Source organism: Paraburkholderia sp. RL17-381-BIF-C (assembly GCF_046026435.1).
In the GTDB taxonomy this organism is placed as follows: domain Bacteria; phylum Pseudomonadota; class Gammaproteobacteria; order Burkholderiales; family Burkholderiaceae; genus Paraburkholderia.
Genome location: NZ_JARESX010000016.1, coordinates 63,138 through 82,511, shown reverse-complemented (window position 1 = coordinate 82,511; position 19,374 = coordinate 63,138). Strand labels below are relative to the sequence as shown.

At 60.1% G+C, this 19,374-nt stretch carries 18 protein-coding genes; 4 read left to right on the top strand and 14 right to left on the bottom strand.

Annotated features, from left to right (window positions below; translation table 11 throughout):
- Window positions 1-111: 111 nt before the first annotated feature.
- From P0D70_RS12930 to P0D70_RS12920, 3 genes are read right to left on the bottom strand one after another with little or no spacing between them, the layout of a single operon-like run.
- Entirely contained in the window at window positions 112-1,257 is a 1,146-nt protein-coding gene (locus tag P0D70_RS12930) for an aminotransferase class V-fold PLP-dependent enzyme (protein ID WP_408184771.1), read from the bottom strand.
- Window positions 1,258-1,260: 3 nt separating this feature from the next.
- Entirely contained in the window at window positions 1,261-2,565 is a 1,305-nt protein-coding gene (locus P0D70_RS12925; protein WP_408184770.1) for an MFS transporter, read from the bottom strand.
- 46 nt (window positions 2,566-2,611) lie between these two features.
- Window positions 2,612-4,000 (bottom strand): M20 family metallopeptidase, encoded by a 1,389-nt coding sequence (locus P0D70_RS12920; protein ID WP_408184769.1) that lies wholly within the window; start codon window positions 3,998-4,000, stop codon window positions 2,612-2,614.
- 130 nt (window positions 4,001-4,130) lie between these two features.
- Between P0D70_RS12920 and P0D70_RS12915 the strand changes: the two genes are divergently transcribed.
- Window positions 4,131-5,036 (top strand): LysR family transcriptional regulator, encoded by a 906-nt coding sequence (locus P0D70_RS12915; protein ID WP_408184768.1) that lies wholly within the window; start codon window positions 4,131-4,133, stop codon window positions 5,034-5,036.
- A 254-nt stretch (window positions 5,037-5,290) separates the two neighbouring features.
- On the opposite strand, the gene andAa is transcribed toward P0D70_RS12915, so the two are convergent.
- The 4 genes from andAa to andAc are packed head-to-tail and all read right to left on the bottom strand — an operon-like array spanning window position 5,291 to window position 8,589.
- Window positions 5,291-6,508, bottom strand: a complete 1,218-nt coding sequence (gene andAa, locus P0D70_RS12910; protein WP_408184767.1) for an anthranilate 1,2-dioxygenase system ferredoxin--NAD(+) reductase — start codon at window positions 6,506-6,508, stop codon at window positions 5,291-5,293.
- Complete coding sequence (andAb, locus tag P0D70_RS12905; protein WP_408184766.1) at window positions 6,498-6,821, bottom strand: anthranilate 1,2-dioxygenase ferredoxin subunit AndAb; 324 nt, start codon at window positions 6,819-6,821, stop codon at window positions 6,498-6,500. Before andAb ends, andAa begins: the two co-directional genes overlap by 11 nt.
- 10 nt (window positions 6,822-6,831) lie before the next feature.
- The gene (andAd, locus tag P0D70_RS12900; protein WP_408184765.1) at window positions 6,832-7,305 is read right to left on the bottom strand and encodes an anthranilate 1,2-dioxygenase small subunit AndAd; all 474 of its coding nucleotides are present in this window, start codon (window positions 7,303-7,305) and stop codon (window positions 6,832-6,834) included.
- Window positions 7,306-7,317: 12 nt separating this feature from the next.
- On the bottom strand, window positions 7,318-8,589 hold the full coding sequence (andAc, locus tag P0D70_RS12895) for an anthranilate 1,2-dioxygenase large subunit AndAc (RefSeq protein WP_408184764.1): 1,272 nt from the start codon (window positions 8,587-8,589) through the stop codon (window positions 7,318-7,320).
- 209 nt (window positions 8,590-8,798) lie between these two features.
- On the opposite strand from andAc, the gene andR reads away from it, so the two are divergent.
- Together andR and P0D70_RS12885 are read left to right on the top strand one after the other, a co-directional pair.
- The gene (gene andR / locus P0D70_RS12890) at window positions 8,799-9,764 is read left to right on the top strand and encodes an anthranilate 1,2-dioxygenase regulatory protein AndR (protein WP_408184763.1); all 966 of its coding nucleotides are present in this window, start codon (window positions 8,799-8,801) and stop codon (window positions 9,762-9,764) included.
- A gap of 206 nt (window positions 9,765-9,970) precedes the next feature.
- Window positions 9,971-10,924 (top strand): IS5 family transposase, encoded by a 954-nt coding sequence (locus tag P0D70_RS12885; protein ID WP_408184762.1) that lies wholly within the window; start codon window positions 9,971-9,973, stop codon window positions 10,922-10,924.
- A 499-nt stretch (window positions 10,925-11,423) separates the two neighbouring features.
- Here P0D70_RS12885 and P0D70_RS12880 read toward each other — a convergent pair whose 3' ends face one another.
- The 6 genes from P0D70_RS12880 to P0D70_RS12855 all read right to left on the bottom strand — a co-directional run bounded on the left by P0D70_RS12880 (window position 11,424) and on the right by P0D70_RS12855 (window position 16,151).
- A complete protein-coding gene (locus P0D70_RS12880) occupies window positions 11,424-11,594 on the bottom strand; it encodes a hypothetical protein (RefSeq protein WP_408184761.1) in 171 nt (56 codons plus the stop codon).
- Window positions 11,595-11,659: 65 nt separating this feature from the next.
- Window positions 11,660-12,850, bottom strand: a complete 1,191-nt coding sequence (locus P0D70_RS12875) for a porin (protein WP_408184760.1) — start codon at window positions 12,848-12,850, stop codon at window positions 11,660-11,662.
- Between the two features lie 645 nt (window positions 12,851-13,495).
- Window positions 13,496-13,765 (bottom strand): DUF4148 domain-containing protein, encoded by a 270-nt coding sequence (locus P0D70_RS12870; protein ID WP_408184759.1) that lies wholly within the window; start codon window positions 13,763-13,765, stop codon window positions 13,496-13,498.
- Window positions 13,766-13,888: 123 nt separating this feature from the next.
- Window positions 13,889-14,128, bottom strand: coding sequence for a non-oxidative hydroxyarylic acid decarboxylases subunit D (locus P0D70_RS12865; RefSeq protein ID WP_408184758.1), 240 nt, complete (start codon window positions 14,126-14,128; stop codon window positions 13,889-13,891).
- Window positions 14,129-14,139: 11 nt separating this feature from the next.
- Window positions 14,140-15,561: a non-oxidative hydroxyarylic acid decarboxylases subunit C gene (locus P0D70_RS12860; protein WP_408184757.1), complete on the bottom strand. Its 1,422-nt coding sequence runs from the start codon at window positions 15,559-15,561 to the stop codon at window positions 14,140-14,142.
- An 8-nt stretch (window positions 15,562-15,569) separates the two neighbouring features.
- Window positions 15,570-16,151, bottom strand: a complete 582-nt coding sequence (locus P0D70_RS12855; protein ID WP_408184756.1) for a UbiX family flavin prenyltransferase — start codon at window positions 16,149-16,151, stop codon at window positions 15,570-15,572.
- A 769-nt stretch (window positions 16,152-16,920) separates the two neighbouring features.
- Here P0D70_RS12855 and P0D70_RS12850 point away from each other — a divergent pair.
- Window positions 16,921-17,802, top strand: a complete 882-nt coding sequence (locus P0D70_RS12850; RefSeq protein ID WP_408184755.1) for a LysR family transcriptional regulator — start codon at window positions 16,921-16,923, stop codon at window positions 17,800-17,802.
- A gap of 426 nt (window positions 17,803-18,228) precedes the next feature.
- On the opposite strand, the gene P0D70_RS12845 is transcribed toward P0D70_RS12850, so the two are convergent.
- The gene (locus P0D70_RS12845; protein WP_408184754.1) at window positions 18,229-19,329 is read right to left on the bottom strand and encodes a Gfo/Idh/MocA family protein; all 1,101 of its coding nucleotides are present in this window, start codon (window positions 19,327-19,329) and stop codon (window positions 18,229-18,231) included.
- Window positions 19,330-19,374 lie beyond the last annotated feature (45 nt).

Sequence of the window (19,374 nt, the reverse complement as noted above, 5' to 3'; positions counted from 1 at the left end):
GTCTCAGTGATGAAAGGGCGGGTGGCTAGCGGTTCGCGCAGCCCGGCGGCCCTGTCAGCACGCAGGCAATACCCATGCGCCGCGGCGCCCGCGAGAAGGTGCGCGCTGTGATCAGCGTGGCAGACATTGCGCCAGTCTCGCGAGGCCCGCTTGCGTCGAGCAAACGCCCGGAGAAAAACGCAGCGTGCGGCCGCGCGAATCGACGAACAGGCCCGCGCTCTTCAGTTGAATGACAATGTTCGCCGCATCGAGATGCGCGGGCGGCTCGACCATGATGCTCGCGCCGCGTTCGTCGTCGGCGCGTGGGGAAAGCAGACGATAACCCTTTTCGTGGGCGAGCGAGATCAGCGCATGACACAGTTCAAGGTTGTGCGCACGCACGCTGCCCTTGGGCTGGGCGCGCATCCACGTCATGCCCGGCTGCGATGCGACGAACGGCAGCACTGAGGGCGTGCCGGTATCGAAGCGGCGCGCATCCGAGGCATACGTGAAGGCGTCGATGTTCCAGTTGAACGGATCTTCCTGGCTGAACCATCCACGCACCGCTGGTTTGGCGCCTCTTTGCAGCGTGTCCGGCGCGATATAGCCCAAGCCGGTCCCGGGTGCGCCGCACAGCCACTTCAGCGTTGACCCGCACACGAAGTCGAAAGGCGTCTCTTTCAGATCGAATGGCAGAATGCCGATGCCCTGCGTCACGTCGAGCGCCACGAAGCTGCCGCGACGGCGTGCCTGCTCGCACATCGCGGCAAGGTTCACGCGCTTCGAGGTCAGCGAGGACACCCATGTGACCAGAGCGAGCGCGACATCGCCGCTCCAGGCTTCGATGAAGTCTTCGTCGCGCACGTAATCTTCGCCTTCGCGTACCGGCACGGTGCGAAGCGTGAAGCCGCGCCGCTCTGCCAGGCCCGAGAGCAGGAAATGCAGGCTCGGGAAGCAGTCCGCCGCGACCAGCACGGTGCGGTTGCGCAGAACGTCGTTCGCGAGGCCGTCGAGATAACGTGCGAAGGCATCGGTCACGTTCTGTGCGCCGAATACGTTCGCGTCCGGCGCGGCGATCAGCGCCGCCCAGTCCGACAACAGTTTTGCGCGTGCCGCGAGGGCGGCGTCCCAGCGTGTGTCGTCGGGTGCGCACCATGTCGTGGCGAAGTCCGCGAGCGCCTGCTTCATCGCTTCGCGGTGGCCCGGATAGACGCCAACCGAGTGATACATCAGCCAGCCGCTGAAATCGGATGTGAGGTCATTCAGAGGGTCGTTCATGTTTCAGATGTGCTTGGTGAGCTTGTAGTGATAAATCGCGATGCAGGCGAGGCTCAAAACCGCGCACGCCATCAGGTAGAACGCCGGCGACAGCGGGTTGTGCGTCGCGCCGATCATCGCGGTGACGAGCCACGGTGTGAATCCGCCGAACACCATCACGCCGATGTTGTAGCTGAATCCAAGGCCTGTACTTCGCATGTGGGTCGGAAAGAGCGAGGACAACACCGCCGCGAGCGGGCCGAAGTAGATCGCCTTCAACACGCCCGCAAGGACCATGATCGTCATCAGCACGGAGAACGACGGGCTCGACAACAGCCAGGCGAAGCATGGATAGATCGTGAGGAGCGTGGCGACGGCAGAGAGCAGCATCATGCGGCTGCGCCCGTAGCGATCGGCAAGATGGCCCATGATCGGCGTGAACAGCATCAGGATGGCGCCGGTGACGACGGTCGCGGCGAAGCCTGTTGATGCCGGCAGATGCAGTTGCTTGACCGCGTACGTCGGCATGTAAAGGATCATGAGATAACTCGCGGCCGTCGACACGGCCATGATGCCCGCGGCCAGTAGAATGCGGCCCTTGCAATGCGCGAGCAGCTCGCGCACGGGTTGATTGCGTGCCGTGGCATGAGCCGAGCCGTGTGCCGCGCCAGGCAGCGTATCGTCGATATGCTTGCGGATGTACAGGCCTACCGGCGCGACCAGCAGCCCGAAGAGAAACGGCGTGCGCCATCCCCAGGACTCGATCTGCGCCGGCGACAATTGCGTGCTGAGGGCGAGACCCGCGCACGATGCGAGCACCGTGCTCATGCCCTGACTCGAGAATTGCCAGCTCGCGAGATACGCCTTGCGCTTGCTCTTCTGCTCGATCATCAGCGCGGTACCGCTGCCGAACTCGCCGCCAGTCGAGAAGGAGATGAGAATGCGCGCGGCCATCAAGCCGATCGGCGCGGCGAGCCCTATCTGCGCATAAGTCGGAATGACGGCGCAAATGAACGTGCCAACGGTCGTCAGCGCGAGCGCGGCGAGGAGCGCGGCCTTGCGTCCGCGCCGGTCCGCATAGCGTCCGAGCAGAAGGGCGCCGAGCGGCCGGAACACATACGACAGGCCGAAGGTGCCGAACGTCATGAGCAGGGAGACGGTTTCGTCGTGCGCGGGAAAGAACAGTTTCGATAAGGTGACGGCGAAGAATCCGTACGCGGCGAAATCGAACCATTCGAGCGCGTTGCCGATGCTCGTCGCGACGATCAGGCGCCGCATGGGTTTCGGGTCCGGGTGGCGCACGTCATCGTCAATGACAGTCGAATCCATGGTGTGTGTTCCGGGTGAGGGGTAAAGGTCGGGATGAGGAAAGCGGTCAGCGGTTGAGGGGCACGCCGGGCTCGCCGAGATCCCAGAAGACGCCGGTCATCAGTTCCAGCGCTTCGCGCATGACGGGCGCGAGCACGTGCTCGTCGGGCGCGTGTTGACGGCAGCCGGGATACGAATGAGGAATCCAGATGGTCGGCAGTCCGAGCGTGTCGGCGAACGATTCATTCGGGATCGTGCCGCCGAGGTTCGGCAGCAGGGTGACCGGTTTGCCGGTCGAGGTTTCTATGGACCGTTCGGTGAACGCCACCCAAGGGTTATCTGGATCGAGGCGCGTTGCCGCGCCCGATGCCTCGATGGTGACTTCGACGCCATCGAAGCCTTCCCGCGCGAGATGCGCTTCGATCAGTTCCCTGGCGCGTTTCCAGTCCGTGCCCACGACGAAGCGCAATTGACACACCGCTTCAGCCGACTGCGGAATCGCGCTGACAGGGTTGGCGACGTTGCCTGATTGCATCGCAAGCACTTCGAGCGTGTTCCACGCGAAGACGCGCTCCGCGGGAGTCAAACCGGGTTCGCCCCAATTCGGCGACAGAGGCGGATCGCCCTCGTCGTTGCCGATTTCCAGATGCGCGACGCGCGCGCGTATCTGCGGCGCAATGGCGGGCGGCAACAGGCCGTTGATGCGGATACGGCCGCGACCATCGACGAGACTCGCGAGCGCATTCGCGAGCACGGTCGCCGGATTGGCGAGCACGCCGCCCCAGTTGCCGGAGTGGCGCGCGCCGAACGCATTGGTCAGCGCCAGCCGGAAATGCAGCGCCCCACGCGAGCCAAGGAACACGGTCGGCGAAGCGGCTCGCTGGCGCGGGCCGTCGGAGGCGATCAATACATCGGCGCGCAGTCGCTGGCGCAAGGTCGCGCAAACGGCGTCGAGTCCCGGCGAGCCGACTTCCTCGCCCATCTCAAAGATGATCTTCGCGTTGAAGCCCAGTTGGCCGCGTTCCGCGAAGACAGCCGAAAGGGCGGCAAGGTTGATTGAGTGCTGCGCCTTGTTGTCGGCGATGCCGCGTCCGTACCACCGGTCGCCCTCGATCTTTACTTGCCAGGGCGAGCGGCCATGGCTCCAGTTGGCCGCGTCTCCGCCGACGACGTCGCCGTGCCCGTACAGGAGCACGGTCGGCAATTCCGGCGATTCGATGCGTTCTCCGACGAGAAATGGCGGCATGCCGGACACCGGGTTTTCCACTATTTCGTAGGTGAAGGCGAGTGAGCCCAGTTGGCTTCCGATCTCTTCGGAAAGGTAGCGGCGCAGGAGCGGTGCGGCGTCGGCACGCTGGCTTTCCGTTGCGAGCGCGACGCGGCGGCTAAGGGTGTCGAGGAAGGCACCGCTGTCGAAGTGCGAGTGGGCTTGGGTGATGGCGCTTTGTCGGGACATATCGGTTGCGTGTTTTTTGATCGGCTGCATGCAGATTAGCCGCGTCGAAGTGTTTTTGTATTCGCAATCAAACAAGGTACATTTGCGAGTACGTCAAACCTCATCGGTTCCCCGCGTTCCGAGCATCGCCATGCGCAAGTTGATGGAGCCATCGCTTTACTACTTTTCGGTCGTGGCCCAGGCGGGCTCGCTCACGTCCGCTACCGAGAAGCTCGGCCTGACCGTGTCGGCGCTGAGCCGCCATATCGCCAAGCTGGAGGGCGATATCGGCGTGCCTCTGTTCGAGCGTCATGCGCGCGGCATGGTGCTCTCGCATGCGGGACGCCTGCTGTTGCGTCACGCGCAACGTACCGTTTCCGATGCGCAGGCCGTATTCGACGAAATTCAGGGCGAGGAGAGGCGGCGAGCGCGCACGCTCACGATTGCCTGCACGGAAGGTTTTGCATTCGACTTTCTGCCGGTATCACTGGGTGCCTTTTGCCAGGACCATCCCGATGTCGCGATTCAGCTTGAAGTCGTGCCGTCGGAGCGCGCCAGCCAGATGATTCTGTCGGGAGAGGCGTCGATCGCGCTCGCATTCAGCTTCAAACCCGAACCGGGTGTCGTTGTGCAGTTCACGCAGCGCGCGCCGGTCATGGCGTTGATGCACGAGACGCATCCGCTTGCGGGCAAGACGAAGATCGCGCTCAAGGATCTCAGTTCGTACCCGGTATTGCTTCAGGATAAGGGCACGACGAATCGACAGCTCTTCGACATCGCCTGCAACGTCGAGAATGTCGAGATCACGCCGCTGATGACGAGCCGGTATGTCGCCGCGCTGTACCGCTTCGAGTTGGCGGTGCCGGAGGCGATCATGCCGTCAGGTTACGTTTCCGTCGCGAAGCGACTTGCCGTGGATCGAATGAAGGCCATTCCATTCGACAATCCGCTTCTGACGCAGCGCCGTCTTCAGGTGCTGACGCTTGCCGGACGGAGTCTCGACGAGCTTGCACAGTCATGTCTCGATTGGATCGTTCACGATTTGAGGCAATCGTAGTTTGGAATGGCCTGCCAACCCGAAAATCCGGTTATGACAGCAACGGCAAATAGCTGGAGATCGGGGGCCAGCCTCCGCGAGGACAGCCGCTTCTTTCGCAACAATCTCAAGAATGTGTCGCGGGTCGATTTCGACGAGCAGGCCGAAGACCTGATCGAATGGCCGAGCGTCTTTTCCGGGCGCATTCGGAAAACCGGCGCCGTCGTGAGCGAATGCAGCAATTTCGCGCCTGACATCGCCACACCTTCCTCACGTCACAGCAACGATCGCAGACCCACTGCAGGGTCGGCAAGCAGTGCGGGATCGAGCACCTTGCCGGACGCAACGAGCCGCTTGCAGGCGCCCATATCCCGACCCGAGTTGATCGCGACCACCGCGCGCAAACGCCTGTCCGCGTCGAGCGCGAGCAGACTAAACGGGCCGTTATGCGTGTCGCCGCGCGCGATCAGCGTGTGCGACGCATCGATGGTGCCAAGCGTCTGGATATTGCAGTCGAACTGATCGGACCAAAGCCACGGCCATTCGACGTATTCCTGCGCAACGCCAAGCATGTTCGCCGCTTCAATGGCTGGCTGATTTTCCGCCACTTGCCACGACTCGATCCGAACGTGACGACCCAGCAGCGGATTGAAATGCATGGTCACTTCACCCGCCGCGAAAATACGTGGGTCGGCCGTGCGGCACCGGGCATCCACCACAATGCCGTTGTCCACCTGCAACCCCGCCTCTTGCGCCAGTTCGACGTTGGGCAACACGCCGATCCCTACCACGACGATATCTGCCTCGAGCGTCCCACGATCTGTTTCAATCAGTGCGCGGCCATTCTCGTAGCCTATGCTCAACGGCGTTTCGTCGAGCCTGAGCGTCACGCCGTGCCGCGCGTGAAGTGCTGCGACGAAACGCGCCGCCGCTGGCGGCAGCGATCGTTGCAGCAGTGCCGCCGCCGGCTCGATCACCGTCGCCTCGCAACCCGCCCGAGTCGCCGAAGCGGCAACTTCCAACCCGATAAAACCGCCGCCCAGAATCGCGACCTTCCTGCCCGACCCGAGCGCGCTTCGCAGCGCCAGCGAGTCGGCCAGTGTGCGCACGTAGTAAAGCGGCACACGGTGATCCACAGGTCCGGCGAATCTGCGCACGCGCGACCCGGTTGCAAGCAGCAGCCTGTCGTATCCGATCGGACTGCCACCGCGCAACCTCACCTCGCTGCGCGCACGGTCGATCGACTCGACCGTGGTCGCCAGCCGCAATTCGATATCATGTGCGGCGTACCAGTCTGGCCGGCGAATGAACGCCCTCTGTTCGCCACCCTCCGCGAGCAAGGCGTCTTTCGAGAGCGCCGGGCGGTCGTATGGCGCATGCGGCTCCTCGCCGAGCATGACGATCCGCGCGTTCGGATCACGTTCGCGCAACGTTTCCGCCGCGCGCCGCGCGGCATGGCCCGCGCCCACGATCACATGCCGATCAGTCGACATGAATCTCGACCCGCGAATCGACGACACGAATCGGGAACGCACGCACCGGCTCGGTGATAGGTGCGCAACGCGGCGCGCCAGTGCGAATATCGATCAGCCCTTGATGCAGCGGACATTCGACACAGCCGTCTTCCACATAGCCGTCCGACAGACGCGCGTGGCCATGCGAACATAGATCGTTCAGCGCGAAGACTTCGTCGCCGAGCCGGAAAACCGCGACTTGCCGCTCGCCTGCAATGATGGCAGCCGGTTCGCCTTCGACAAAATCGTCGAGTGTCCCGATGGTTTGCCAGTTTTCGAGTGTCTGTTCCATAGGGGCTCCTTCAGATCGGAGTGGCGAGCAGCGTCTGCACGCGCGACGTGTCGTACACCACGCGCTTGCTGCGATAGCGCAGCCCCTCGGGCGTACGCACCACGCAGTCGTAATACTTGCCCGCCTGATACACGTCGGACTCGCCATTCGCACGCGTCTGCACCACCACGTAGCTGCTCTCGGTTTCGATCACGCCGTCTTTCTCTCCCGTGACGACGAGGCCCGAGGTCATATGCCGGTACGTGTGGTCTTCATAGATGTTCGCGTTACGCAGCGACACCACGCGATCGCGCAGCATGCGCTGGTTCGTGCAGTGAATGATGCCGATCGGCAACCCCATGTCGGCGTTTTCCTTCGGCACGATCTCGTACGTGCAGTCCTCGGTGAATAGCGTCGGCCATGCTTCGAGCCGGTCGTTGTCGAGATTGCTGATGTACTGGTTCTGCAGCATGTGCAATTCGAACCACAATTTCATCGCTTCCATGTGCATGCCTGTTTAATAGCCCATCAATTGCTGATACCCGACCCAGAAGCGGCGAATCAGGCTTTCCGTAATCACCGTGTCCTGCTGTTCGGGATTGCCGCGTGACATCTCTATCACCGACGTCGCGTCGCCGTCGCGAATCGTGCCGCGTTGCACGAGTTCGGTGGCCTCGGTGTCTTCCATCGAAATATAGCCGGCAGGCCCCACGAGATTCGCCTGCTTGACGCGCAGAGCCCGCAGTTCCGGCGTGTCGTCCGTGTAGCCGAAAAAATGGAAAATCAGTTCGAAATTATTCGGACCCTTCGGTAACAACTGGCGCGCAACCAATGTGTTGTGGATCTGCTGGATCACGAGCTGCGGGAAGATGGGTTGAATATGGTTCGTCGTGTCTTCCTCGTACTCGGAGATGTGGCCGAGCACGGTATCGTCTTCGAGCGAGAAGCCCTCGTCCATCGAGCGGATGTTCTGCTGCTTGTACGCCGCCGAGGTGTCTTCGCCTGTTTTCGTCACCGTGATGATGCTATGCAGACCGTGCGTTGCGTCCGGGATCGAGCGCGCCTTCATGCCGACGCGGAAAATGTTGAAGGTGGTATGGAACAGATGCAGCATGCTCGCGTGATACGGATCCTTCACATTCTCGAAGTACAACTTCCAGTTCGACTTCGAATACTGCCTCGTGCAGCCGAGATATTCGATCGGCTTGTGGAAGATGCGATCGATCCACGGGCGCATTTCCGAACCCAGATACTCGGGCAACGGCACGACCTCGTCGCTGAAAGTCGCGAATACGAGGCCACGATAGCTGTCCACGCGCAGCTTGCGCAGGCCATGATTCTTCGGATCGAAGTCAGCGGGCATGCCCGTCATGCCCTTCTGGCCACGACGGAACGGCACGCCGAGCAGGTTGCCGCTATTGTCGAAGCTCCACTGGTGATACACACAGGTATGCGACGTGGCGTTGCCGCGCGCCTTGCGGCACACTGAAGCGCCACGGTGCGCGCAGCGGTTCACCCACGCCGAAAGCGCACCGTCCTCCAGACGCGTGACGACCACCGGGGTGTCGCCGACGAAAGTGCTTTTATAGTCGCCGGCTTGCGGAATTTCCGCTTCCAGTGCAACGAAATTCCAGGTTGGGCCGCGGTATATGCGCTCCTGCTCACGCTCGTACACTGCTTGCGAACTGAATACCTTGTACGGTACACGCGACCCGTCGTCGTGCGGGAACACGACGTGATCCGTATCCCTGTTGCTGATAATGCGCACGGGCGTTTCGGCCATTTCCATGCTGATGACTCCGCTAGATTGCTGGGTACTGCCTGTATGAGGGACCGTCGCTTGCAAACAGTTTTTTTGACGGCTGCGGACTTATTTTTGGAGATCCAAAATAGCGGTGCTATCCGCTTCTGGCAGTACTCGCGCCGCCTGTCCGATTCAGGCAGTTATCTAAATGAAACCCGTTGCGGCCGGAACTGGGCACCTTATCCTTCGTCGTCATGACCCGCTCCGATTTCCGTCCTCATGCGCTGCGCGATCATCGTCTGTTCGAGTCGAAGGACCTGGACGAGACGCGCGAACTCATTTCGCGCGTGATGCAGCCCCATTCGCTGGCGCCATTCGGCGACGGCAGCGGGCGCTCGCATATGGATTTCGTGAAGATCGGCCGGCTCGGAATCGGCACGATCGGCTTCGGCAGCGGCATGCATGTCGACGTCGAAGCGGTGGACGGCTATTACCTGCTGATGTTTTGCGTGTCCGGCAGCGCGGAGGTGAAAGCGGCGGGCCGTACCATCGAGGTCAACGACCGGCAAGGCGTGGTTCGCGCACCCGGTGAGTCTTTCAGCGCGAAGCTCTCGCCACAGTGCGAGCAGCTCGTGTTACGTATCGATCCCGCCGCTTTGCCGCACGACGCGGCGCTCGGCGCGGAACCGGGCGGCGCACTCGTGCGCTTCGCGAGCGGCGCGATGCGCGCATGGCAAGACCAGTTGAAGCTGATCGCCAGTTCACCGGATCTGCTCGCGAGCGCGTGCGCCAATGCTCGCGTGGGCGAGCACGTCGAGTCGCTGCTGGTCAATCTGCTCACGGCGGGGTCCGCCGAGCGCGACGCTCCGGCCAGCTCCGTGGCACGCCCGGGCATCACGCCGGGGTTCGTTCGCCGGGCCGAGGACGTGATGATCGCCCGCCTTGGCTCGCCTTTGCAGCTTGCCGACCTCGCCGACGCGGTGGGTGTGCCGGTACGCACGTTATGCGACGGCTTCATGCGCTTCCGTCAGACCAGCCCGATGCACTATCTGCGGCAGATTCGACTGGATCGCGCGCGTGAACTCATTCTTGCGACGTCTGCGGACGTACGCATCGCGGGCATCGCACTCGATTGCGGCTTCACCCACTTTGGACGCTTCGCGCAGAGCTATAAGGAGCGCTTTGGTGAGTCGCCCTCCCGGACGGCGCGACTCAGGTAAAGTCGACGGCTTGTATGCGCATGGTCCGACATACACCGGCATCCTGCGTGATCGGCGCTCACGATAATCCTGTACGCATTTCCCTGTCGTAGGGCCGTTTTCTCCGCAGTGGAAATGAGAAAAGGCAAGGGAAGGTCTGCAAAAGTCCTGGCGCCGACGTGCGGGTAGACTATCGTGGTAGATAGGAAAGTCTAAGAGGTTCTTCGATGACGCAGCTTGGTCTTGGTCTGGATCTGTCAACGAAACGTACACGCAAACGGGAATTTCTCGACGAGATGAGGCGCGTTGTGCCATGGTCGAGGTTGATTGCGTTGATCGAACCGCACTATCCGAAGGGTAAGACTGGACGGCCGCCGTTCCCGATTGCGACGATGCTGCAGATCCACTTCATGCAGCGGTGGTTTGGTCTGTCAGACCCGGCGATGGAAGAGGCGCGTTATGACGTACCAGTGTATCGTGAGTTTGCGGGGCTAGACGAGGGGATGACGCGTTTGCCGGACGAGAGCACGATTCTCCGGTTCCGCCACCTGCTCGAAACGCACGGCCTGGCTGCGCAGATGCTCACGCTGGTCAATGAGATCCTGAGCGAGAAAGGCTTGATGCTTAAAACAGGGTCGGCGGTCGACGCTACCTTGATCTCTGCACCCAGCTCGACGAAGAACGGCTCTGGTACACGAGACCCGGAAATGCACCAGACGAAGAAGGGAAATCAGTGGTACTTCGGGATGGAAACGCATGTCGGCGTGGACGCAGAGTCGGGGCTGGCGCGCACCGTCATCGGTACTGCGGCCAACGTTCACGACATCAACGCGGCCGAAGCGTTGTTGCACGGCCAGGAAACGGATGTGTACGCTGACGCCGGATATCAGGGTATCGAAAAGCGCTGCAAGGCAAACGCGGTTCGCTGGCATGTCGCGATGCGGCCAGGCAGGCGTAGAGAACTGGACCTGAACGATCGTCTGTACGCGATATACGATCAGATTGAACGTCTGAAGGCCGGCATCCGCGCCAAGGTCGAACATCCGTTCCGAGTCCTCAAACAGCAGTTTGGCTACACGAAGACCCGGTACCGGGCGTTGATGAAAAACACCGCCCAGACCACGACACTATTTGCGCTGGGCAACCTGTGGATGGCACGTAAGGCTTTGCGGAAAGCGTGAAATGCTCGGAGATTGAGGCCACAAGTCTCAGCAAACAAGGGGCGTCGCGGTTCAAAAGCCAGACGACCAACCTGTCGGTAGATTCTCATCTCTGACTCGGTCCAAGTGGCAAGAGATCGGCGCTCTGAAAACGCGATGTGCAGACCTTCCCTAGGTGTTGGTGAGTGGATGATTTAGGAAAATTGATCAGATGCACACGGCTGCACGCCAGCCGCAACGAAATCGCGACTGACGAGAACGAAAAAAAGGCGATGTAGAGGGACCTCGCCGCCCGTGAACGCATGCGTCACTCGGCGAATATCACGTGACATTCCCGTCTCCCGACCGACGAAGAATCCCGCATCGCCTGTCTGCCCGCCTCTCAGTGCTCCTTGGGGTCACGCAGACGTAGTTTTTCGGAGATCACGCGACACAAGGGCGCCCCCAGCGTCAGGCGCGTGTCGATTTCGAGCGCATCTGTTCCGAGCACCTGCGTGACTCGGCTTGACGTATCGCCGCCCTACAGAATCAGACGACGCAACTGCAGGGCCTTCAGCACGGCATCCGCGATCCCTCCGAACTGCTGTCCGAGCGTGCGGTCACCGCGATGACGCGCATCGTCGCGGGTCATGCCTTGTGCCAAGAGTGCGTCCAGCATCTCGCCGATGCGCGGATCGCGCGCAGTGTGCATGATAACGCTGCGGCCGTCGCGAAACGCCTCGAGCGCGCAATTCAGGGTGACGAGCTCCCGGTTTATCAGAAAGCGATAGCCAGCCCGAACATCGCGACAAACTGATTCGGCGTCGACGATGGCGTCGTGTTCTGCGAGTCCCCAACGATCGGTCGTGCATCGATGATATCGCCGCTACCGCCAACACCGAGCGTTTTACCCGAGGCGTGCTGATAGGCCTGCAAAGCATACAAAGTCGTGCGTTTGGAAAAGTGGTACAGCTCCTTTAGCGAGACCTGCTGGTAGCGGGCCGCGTCGTCGATGCCATTGGCGGATGACGCGCGCGTGTAGCTATAGCCAGCGGCTAAATCGACCGCGGTGCTCACCCGATAACTCACCAGCGCACCGTAGATGTTGAACACGGCGGCATCGCCAAAAAGCGAATGACCATCCGGCTGATAAACCACATTCGAATAGCTCAGACCGAACACGAAATCGCCAACTGTATACTGGGCGGCAGCCGCGACCTGCTGGACGACTCGTGCCGACAGATAGCCGTTGTTCAGCGCCGAGTGAGGAAATTGCGAGCTGCCGTTCGGGTCGAATCCAACAGTGTTGCCCGTGTTGTACATCCTGAGATAGGCGGCCCCGATCGCGAGCGGACCGCCGTCATACCGCAGCGCAGCGCTGATGAGACTGCCACGTTGCACGCTGCCGGGCACGCCTCCGAACCCGTACTGCACGCTGCCCCGAATCCCATGGATCGACGGGGACGCGTACGTTACCGAATTGTTTGCGCGAATGTCGGTATCGAACCCGTCGATATCGCCGGGATGTGCGCCGGTCGCTCCGGTCAGGTAGGTCACTGGCCCTAGCGTGCCTACGAGCAGATAGTACGGTGTGTACTGACGGCCTAAAGCCACCGTACCGGCCTGTGTGTCCTGCAGTCCGACATACGCATAGCGGTTGAAAGCCAGCCCGGCCGTTTGCTCGGCGCCGGTTCCGGGATCGAAGCCCTGCTGCAAGTCGAAAATCGCGCTCAACGTCGGACTGAGCACCTCCATCCCCTTGAACCCGAACTTGGACGCATACAGATTGCCTTGACGCAGGTACAAGTTCGAATGGCCGTTCTGATTGTTCGCGTACACGATGGCTTCGTCGACGTTCCCGTACAGGGTGACACTACTTTGCGCGGATGCGGGCAACGAGACGGCCGCGGCGCAAAGAACTAGTGGGCGGCGAAGGTAAGTGGGATTGAATCTCAAGATAAATTTCATCAGTTGTGGTCGGCAGCGCGGTTCTGCATAGTGCCGAAAGCACCGACAGAGACGGCTAGCATTGGCAACGTGGTGGGCTGGCCGTAGTCCCTATCAAGCCCGAATACAGGTCAGGCTCCTCATTCGGGGTGTTGGGCTCGATGTTGCCCCGACTGGTGCGCATTTTCCTGCGTTCAAAAGAGCGATGCCCAAGCACTTGGCTTAGGTTGCCAAATCCGCACGCACGGGGGCTCGTTAGCCAAGTGATTTGAGTGTGTGTCCGCGGGATGCACGATGGTGGTTACAGCATCAAAACACAGTGTCGCCGAGGGACGCCTCGGTGTGCTTGATAGTGCGCTTACGCGTTTCAGGGGGCAGCGCCAAGCACGTCAACGATCAGGGTTCGTAGTTGCTGAGGCGTGTATGCGGAAGAAGCCGATACACTTCAAATGCATATCGGTTGCAGGTCTGTTGGCGTATTTGAACGCACCGACATTGCGGGATACCGTTGTAGCTGTCAGCCGCTGGGGGCATTGTATTCCGAATTCAGACGCGATTGCGCTGCATGCGCTGCGAGGCCTTGATTGGGTATGTCGAAAAATCATGAGGGTAGCTGCAATGCGCGGTTTTGTATGGCGCAGCCGCTCGAGACGGCCCGCGTTCAGTTTAATGATTGACTACGATCGGTGGGGAATATGAAGACGTCGTCGTATCGGTTGCCGCGGTTGCTGGGGCCGAGAGACGTGCCTGAGCCGCTTGGATTTCGGCAGGGTAGCTGGCGTCATTGCGGCTCGCGGGGTTGTAGCCGACAGCCTCCAGTTCAGACATTTCGGCTTTGACCTGCTCCCGGGAAACGGGTTGTGACGATTGCGCAAGAGCTGCAACGGGCAGCACCAGTGCACCAAGTACCGCGATTGCCTTGTTAAGCACCTTCATTTTTTGGAACCTCAAACGTTTCTGAAATAATGAGACGGTGACACATGCGTCATTCGTCCGTGTTCCCGGCGTTCAGACGCCCAGGCAGCGCTGGGCATCTATCAATGAGCTGCGGTCAAGCTGTTACAGGTTGCGAAGCGGCGGTACTGCCGGCATTACGTCCGCCTTATCCAGCTCCGCACGGTTGAGCTTGAACTCTGGGTTGTACTTCGCCGGGTCGGTGATGAACTCGGGCTCGGTGCTGCGCCATGCGAAGAAGCATTCTTCGCAGTGGTACACCTCCCACACACCGGGGACGGGAGATTGCGTCAACGTTTCCGTCTTGACGGACTCGCAGCGGGGACAGACATGCTTCTTACTCATTTTATTTTCCTTTAAGCCGGGGAGAGCATATTGCGCAACTTCTCGACCCACTCTTCTGTGTTGATCGGATCGCTCAGTTCCTGTGAATAATGGCCGTGCTCTTCTGGAGCAACAGGGGTCGTCGCGTCTATGACGAGCTTGTGCGTCATACCGGCCGGGTCGGATGCGGGATCGAGCGGCAGGACCGACAGACCCGGAACCGTAACGAGGTCATACTGCGGATTGAACTTCGTCGACAGCGCCCACATCACTTGTGGCAAATTGAACGGGTCAATGGTTTCGTCCACAACGATCACCAGCTTTGCGTAACCGAAGCCGTGCGGCGTTGTCAGCACACGCATGCCGACGCCTTTCGCGAAGCCACCAAAGCGTCGCTTCGTCGAGACGATGACCACGAGCCCATGGGTGTACAGGGCGTTGACCGCCTGTACTTCCGGGAATGCTTCCTTCAGCTGGACATGTAGCGGAGCGCATGTGTTCACACCCATCAGGTAGTCGATTTCCGTCCACGGCATGCCAAGGTACAGATGCTCGAATAGAGGATTACGACGATGCGATACCTTAGTTATTTCGACTACCGGCATCTGGCGAGCACCGGAGTAATGACCCGTAAACTCGCCAAACGGTCCCTCACCTTCGCGCACACGCGAGAGGATCTTGCCCTCGAGCACAATTTCCGAGCCCCAAGGAACCTGCAGTCCCGTATGTTGCGCTTTGACGACCGGATACGGCTCTTGCGCGAGAGCGCCGGCCATCTCGTATTCGGATTGGTTATAGAGGATAGGCATCGCGGCGACTGTGCTGATCAGCGGGTCGTTACCGATGCAGATTGCAATGGGCAGATCTTCGCCAATCTCCTCGGCTTTGCGCAGATGAATCGCGATGTCGTGTGCAGGCACCGGTTGGATACCGATGCGATTCTTTCCTTTCACCTGAAGGCGATACATCCCGACATTCTGTGTGTTGGGATTTTCCCAATCGGTGACATCACGCGACACGATGCACGCCTTGTCGATATAGAAGCCGCCGTCGCCATGATTGAGGCGGAACAGCGGAAGGATGTCAAACAGGTTGATGTCTTTGTCGACGACAACTTCTTGCCAAGGCGCAGTTTCGCGTCCGTCGACGACACCGGGATAGGTCTCGTAACGGCGGACGAACTCGTGGAACTGTTCCTTTAGGGGTGTCTCTTTAGGCATGCCCAGCATAAGGGCGTGGTTGTACCAGGAACCGTGAACGTTCATCGCAATGCGTGCGTCCGTGTAGCCCTGGATGTTGTCAAAAAGCAAGGCAGGTGCAGTTTCGCCAAGCTTGTTGACCGCGCAGGCCGCCGCGCTGATATCCGGCTCGGGAAGAACCGGATCCTTGAGCTGGATGAGTTGTCCTTCTTTGGCGAGCGCGTCCAGATAGGTGCGCAAGTCCTGATATGCCATGGTGTTTTCTACTCCTGTTGAAGAACCTGTTTCATCCCCGTCCATCGTTTTGCGGCCGGGTGATCCAGGTGGAACTGATCGAGAATGCGGACCGCAAGGTGGTCCAGCATCTCGTCGAGATTGGCTGGGTTGTTGTAAAAGGCGGGGGTCGGCGGAAAGATGACCGCTCCAAGGTTGGAGAGATGCAGCATGTTCTCGAGGTGAATCGAGCTAAGCGGCGTCTCGCGTGCCACGATGATCAGCTTACGACGCTCTTTGAGGGTGACATCGGCAGAGCGGGCGATGAGGTTGTCTGCATAACCGACGCGGATTGCAGCTAGCGTCTTCATGCTGCAGGGAACAATGATCATTCCATCTGTATGAAACGAGCCACTCGATATTGATGCGCCCTGGTCCCGGGCGTCGTGGACGGTGTGTGCATACTCTGAAAGTGCCCGAACACTGATGCCGCACTCTTGCTGCAGTGTTGCCCGCGCCCATTGAGAAACGACGAGATGCACCTGGACGTCCATGTCCCGCAAGAACTTTAATATCCGCACGGCAACCGGTGCGCCTGTAGCGCCCGTAATGCCCACGACGATGCGTTTCATAACGACCTCCCTGATTGATTAAGATTCTAGAGACCAGGTCGTCGGGGGGCTATTACCGTTGCCATAACCACTGATACGAAACGCGTATGGCACGGCACACATGCGTCAAAAACAGCCGGAAAGTGCAGCCTGCACGGCGTACCAGCGCTGCAAAGTGGTATCGCGGTCAACGAGGCGATAACGGATCCCCGAGAGCACCTGCGCGTAGGGAGCGGATTTGTCCCGGATGCTTATTGGTTGCAGGAGGAAAGCGTGGAGTGCAGCGTGACCCGGTAGCAGCGTGGACGCAATACAACGGCAGCGAACTTCATAGAGCCCATCAGGGCAAGCGAACATTAAGGTGGTTACACATGTGCGACGAAGATTTGCGGTGGTTTGCGACGACGACCACAACGCAACGCGTAGCCGTCCCTGCGTGTCAAGCTGAAGCTCACCCGAACTTAGGTGAGCGACATGAGGGAAGCCGGCGTCCTCGTGAGTCAGAAGCTCGATAGCGGTCTCGCATTTGGATTCGAGGTTTCGGCCGTTGATAACTGTCGCGACACTTATTGGAAAAACTAGTGACGGCTCGTGCGCGCCACGCGGTTGAATCGGAGCAATCATGGGGGCGTGGTTGATTTTTTCCTCATTCATGCAGGCAAGGTAACGCTTCGGCGAAGGTTTGCACCAGTACGAAACTTGTAATCATCCTTATAAAAATCGGAACGCGGTCTTTCGGCGCGCTCCTTCGGGGTATCATTACCGTTGCCCATCAGAACGAGGCTTGGGGATGAATCTGCGTCAGCTTCTGTACTTCAAGACGGTTGTCGAGCACCGATCGCTCGCGGCCGCCTCAGAGGTGCTGCATATTGCGCAACCGCCCTTGAGCGTATCGATTAAACAGCTGGAGGCGCTATGGGGCGTTTCTCTGTTTGAACGCACAGGCCGCGGGCTTTTGGTGACTGACACCGGACTCGCGCTTTACGAGCGTGCTTGTCAGCTGTTGAATAGTGCGAACGAAATCGGCGAGGAAATGGCGGCCCTTGGTCGGGGCGTGAGTGGTCGAGTCAGGGTAGGGTTCGTCGCCGCAGGGATCGAGCCCGTTGCGCGTACCGTCGCAGCTCTAGGTGCAGAGCTACCGTCGGTCACCTTCTCCCTCCATCAGGGCGAGCCACGCTTGCTCGAAGATATGATTGAGCGTCGGGCGATCGATTTCGCCCTCACGCACCTGCCCGTGTCAAATCCTGCACTTGCCGTTCATCCTTTGGCGGAGCTTCAGTTCGCGGCTCTATATCGGCGAACGAACGACGACCTTGCACGAGCACCTAGTCTTAGTTTTGCAAATCTCTCAGGGAAGCGGCTGGTTGTTCTTCGGCGGAGTTCCGGCCCCGGCTTCTACGAACGCGTCCTTCAGGAATTTCGTTCCGTGGATGCCCAGTGCAACATTGTTGCCGATAGCTCCGACGTGCCTGCAATCATTGCGCTTGTTCAGCACAATGTTGGTGTCGGTGTCCTGCCTGTGTGGAGTCTCGATGGTTTTCCGGACTCACTCATTGCGCGCCAGATTGTCAGTCAGACGGGTTCGGAAAGCTTCGCACTTGTGCACGGCATGGGCCGCCGATTTTTACCTGCGGTTCAGCGTGCGATCGCTGTCTGTACGTCGATCTTTTAGTGCAGGTTTAACAACCTCGCGCCAAGCATCTGACATCTGGCCTCGCGGCGAACTGGGGCGGCGGTTCACCGCTCGGCTTCGAGATAGGATCTGGCTAGCCGCATCGCGGAACTTCGCGGTTTGGCGAAGTTTCAGATGCGTGCGGGAGCTGGATGTTGCTATCGGAAGCCAGTATCCTTTGGGCTACCTAGGGTGGTCTGAACCGGACAGCAATTTGCACGCTGTTCTGCTTGCTAGCGGCCATTGCATGCGAGCCGCGCATGGAACCACTAAGGTGGATTGCCGAGCACGGCCCGCGCCATCTGGCCGATTTCACGTGCGACGCATCCGGGAGCGGCGATGGCGAATGCATCGGCCGGTTCAGCCCCTCATTAGACGTAGGCCACCCCGCAATTTGGCGGCGAGCCGACTGCGCTCGCCACCCACTCATGGCGCGTCGTTTGCCGCGAAGAATGCTGCCGAGCTGGCGTTGATCCGGTCGATCAGGCGGTGCTGACGCACTGCGTCCTCGAAGCTGGTGGCCTCATTTGTCCCATTAGCCTTGTCTCTGGCGTAAGCGCTGTACAGGTAGGCGACATCCCGGGCGCTGGCGTCCATGCCGGCCATCGGCAAGAATGCAAATTCGGCGGGAACCGGCAATTCCGCAAAAGTTGCGGCGCCGTGCTTCATGCCTTCAATCCTGTGGTCTGCCTGGTTCTGGAACGCGTGCGGGTTTGTCATGCGGAGCACGCCCTCGGTGCCCGTAATGTCGATCTGCAGGCCGGTACGGTGAGCCTGACCACCTTCGAGCTGGATCGAAAAGAGCGCGCTACCCTCCAGCGTCCCCATGACAATAACTTCGTTCGCACTTGAATACGGCACCTGCTGCCCCGTTTCGGCAAGGGTCGTCATGGGAAATTGGACCTTCGTTATTGCCGCGAGTTGCTTGGGGAAACCCACCGTGCTGAACAGGACGTCATGGAAATGACCGCCATAGATCGGCAGCAGGTGTGTGAAGTTTGCGTCCTCGAGCACCCATTTGACGGCGTCCGGCATCACCGGACCGAACGCGTCTACCCCAACCGACATGCGCACCCCGCGCAAGGTGCCAACGTAATTTTCCTGCATCAGATGCTTCAGATAGCGCACCGCAGGCGAGAATCGCCGTTGCAGGCCGATGACATGCTTCACGCCCTGCGCCTGGGCTTGCGCTAGGATCCGCTCCGACTCGGCAGTGCTGGTAGACAGGGGCCACTCGGAGTACACATCCTTGCCTGCGGCGATGGCCGCAGCGGATAGTCGGCCATGCTCCGGTGTGGGCGCGAGCACCACGACAAGGTCGATAGTGGGATGCGCGATCAATTCTTCAGCATTGCCGTACGCCATGCCGATGCCAAACTCGTCTGCATATTTCTGAACCTTTTCCTTATTGCGTCCAGCAAGAGCGACAACGTCAAAGCCTTGAAGGGCCTGCAGGACTGGAATGTGGCCATACCGGGCCCAGCCGCCGGTACCGATGATGCCGACGCGAATACGCTGTTCTTTCATGATTAGTCTCTTCTCGAATTAAAGTGAAGGCTCGGCACGGAACCG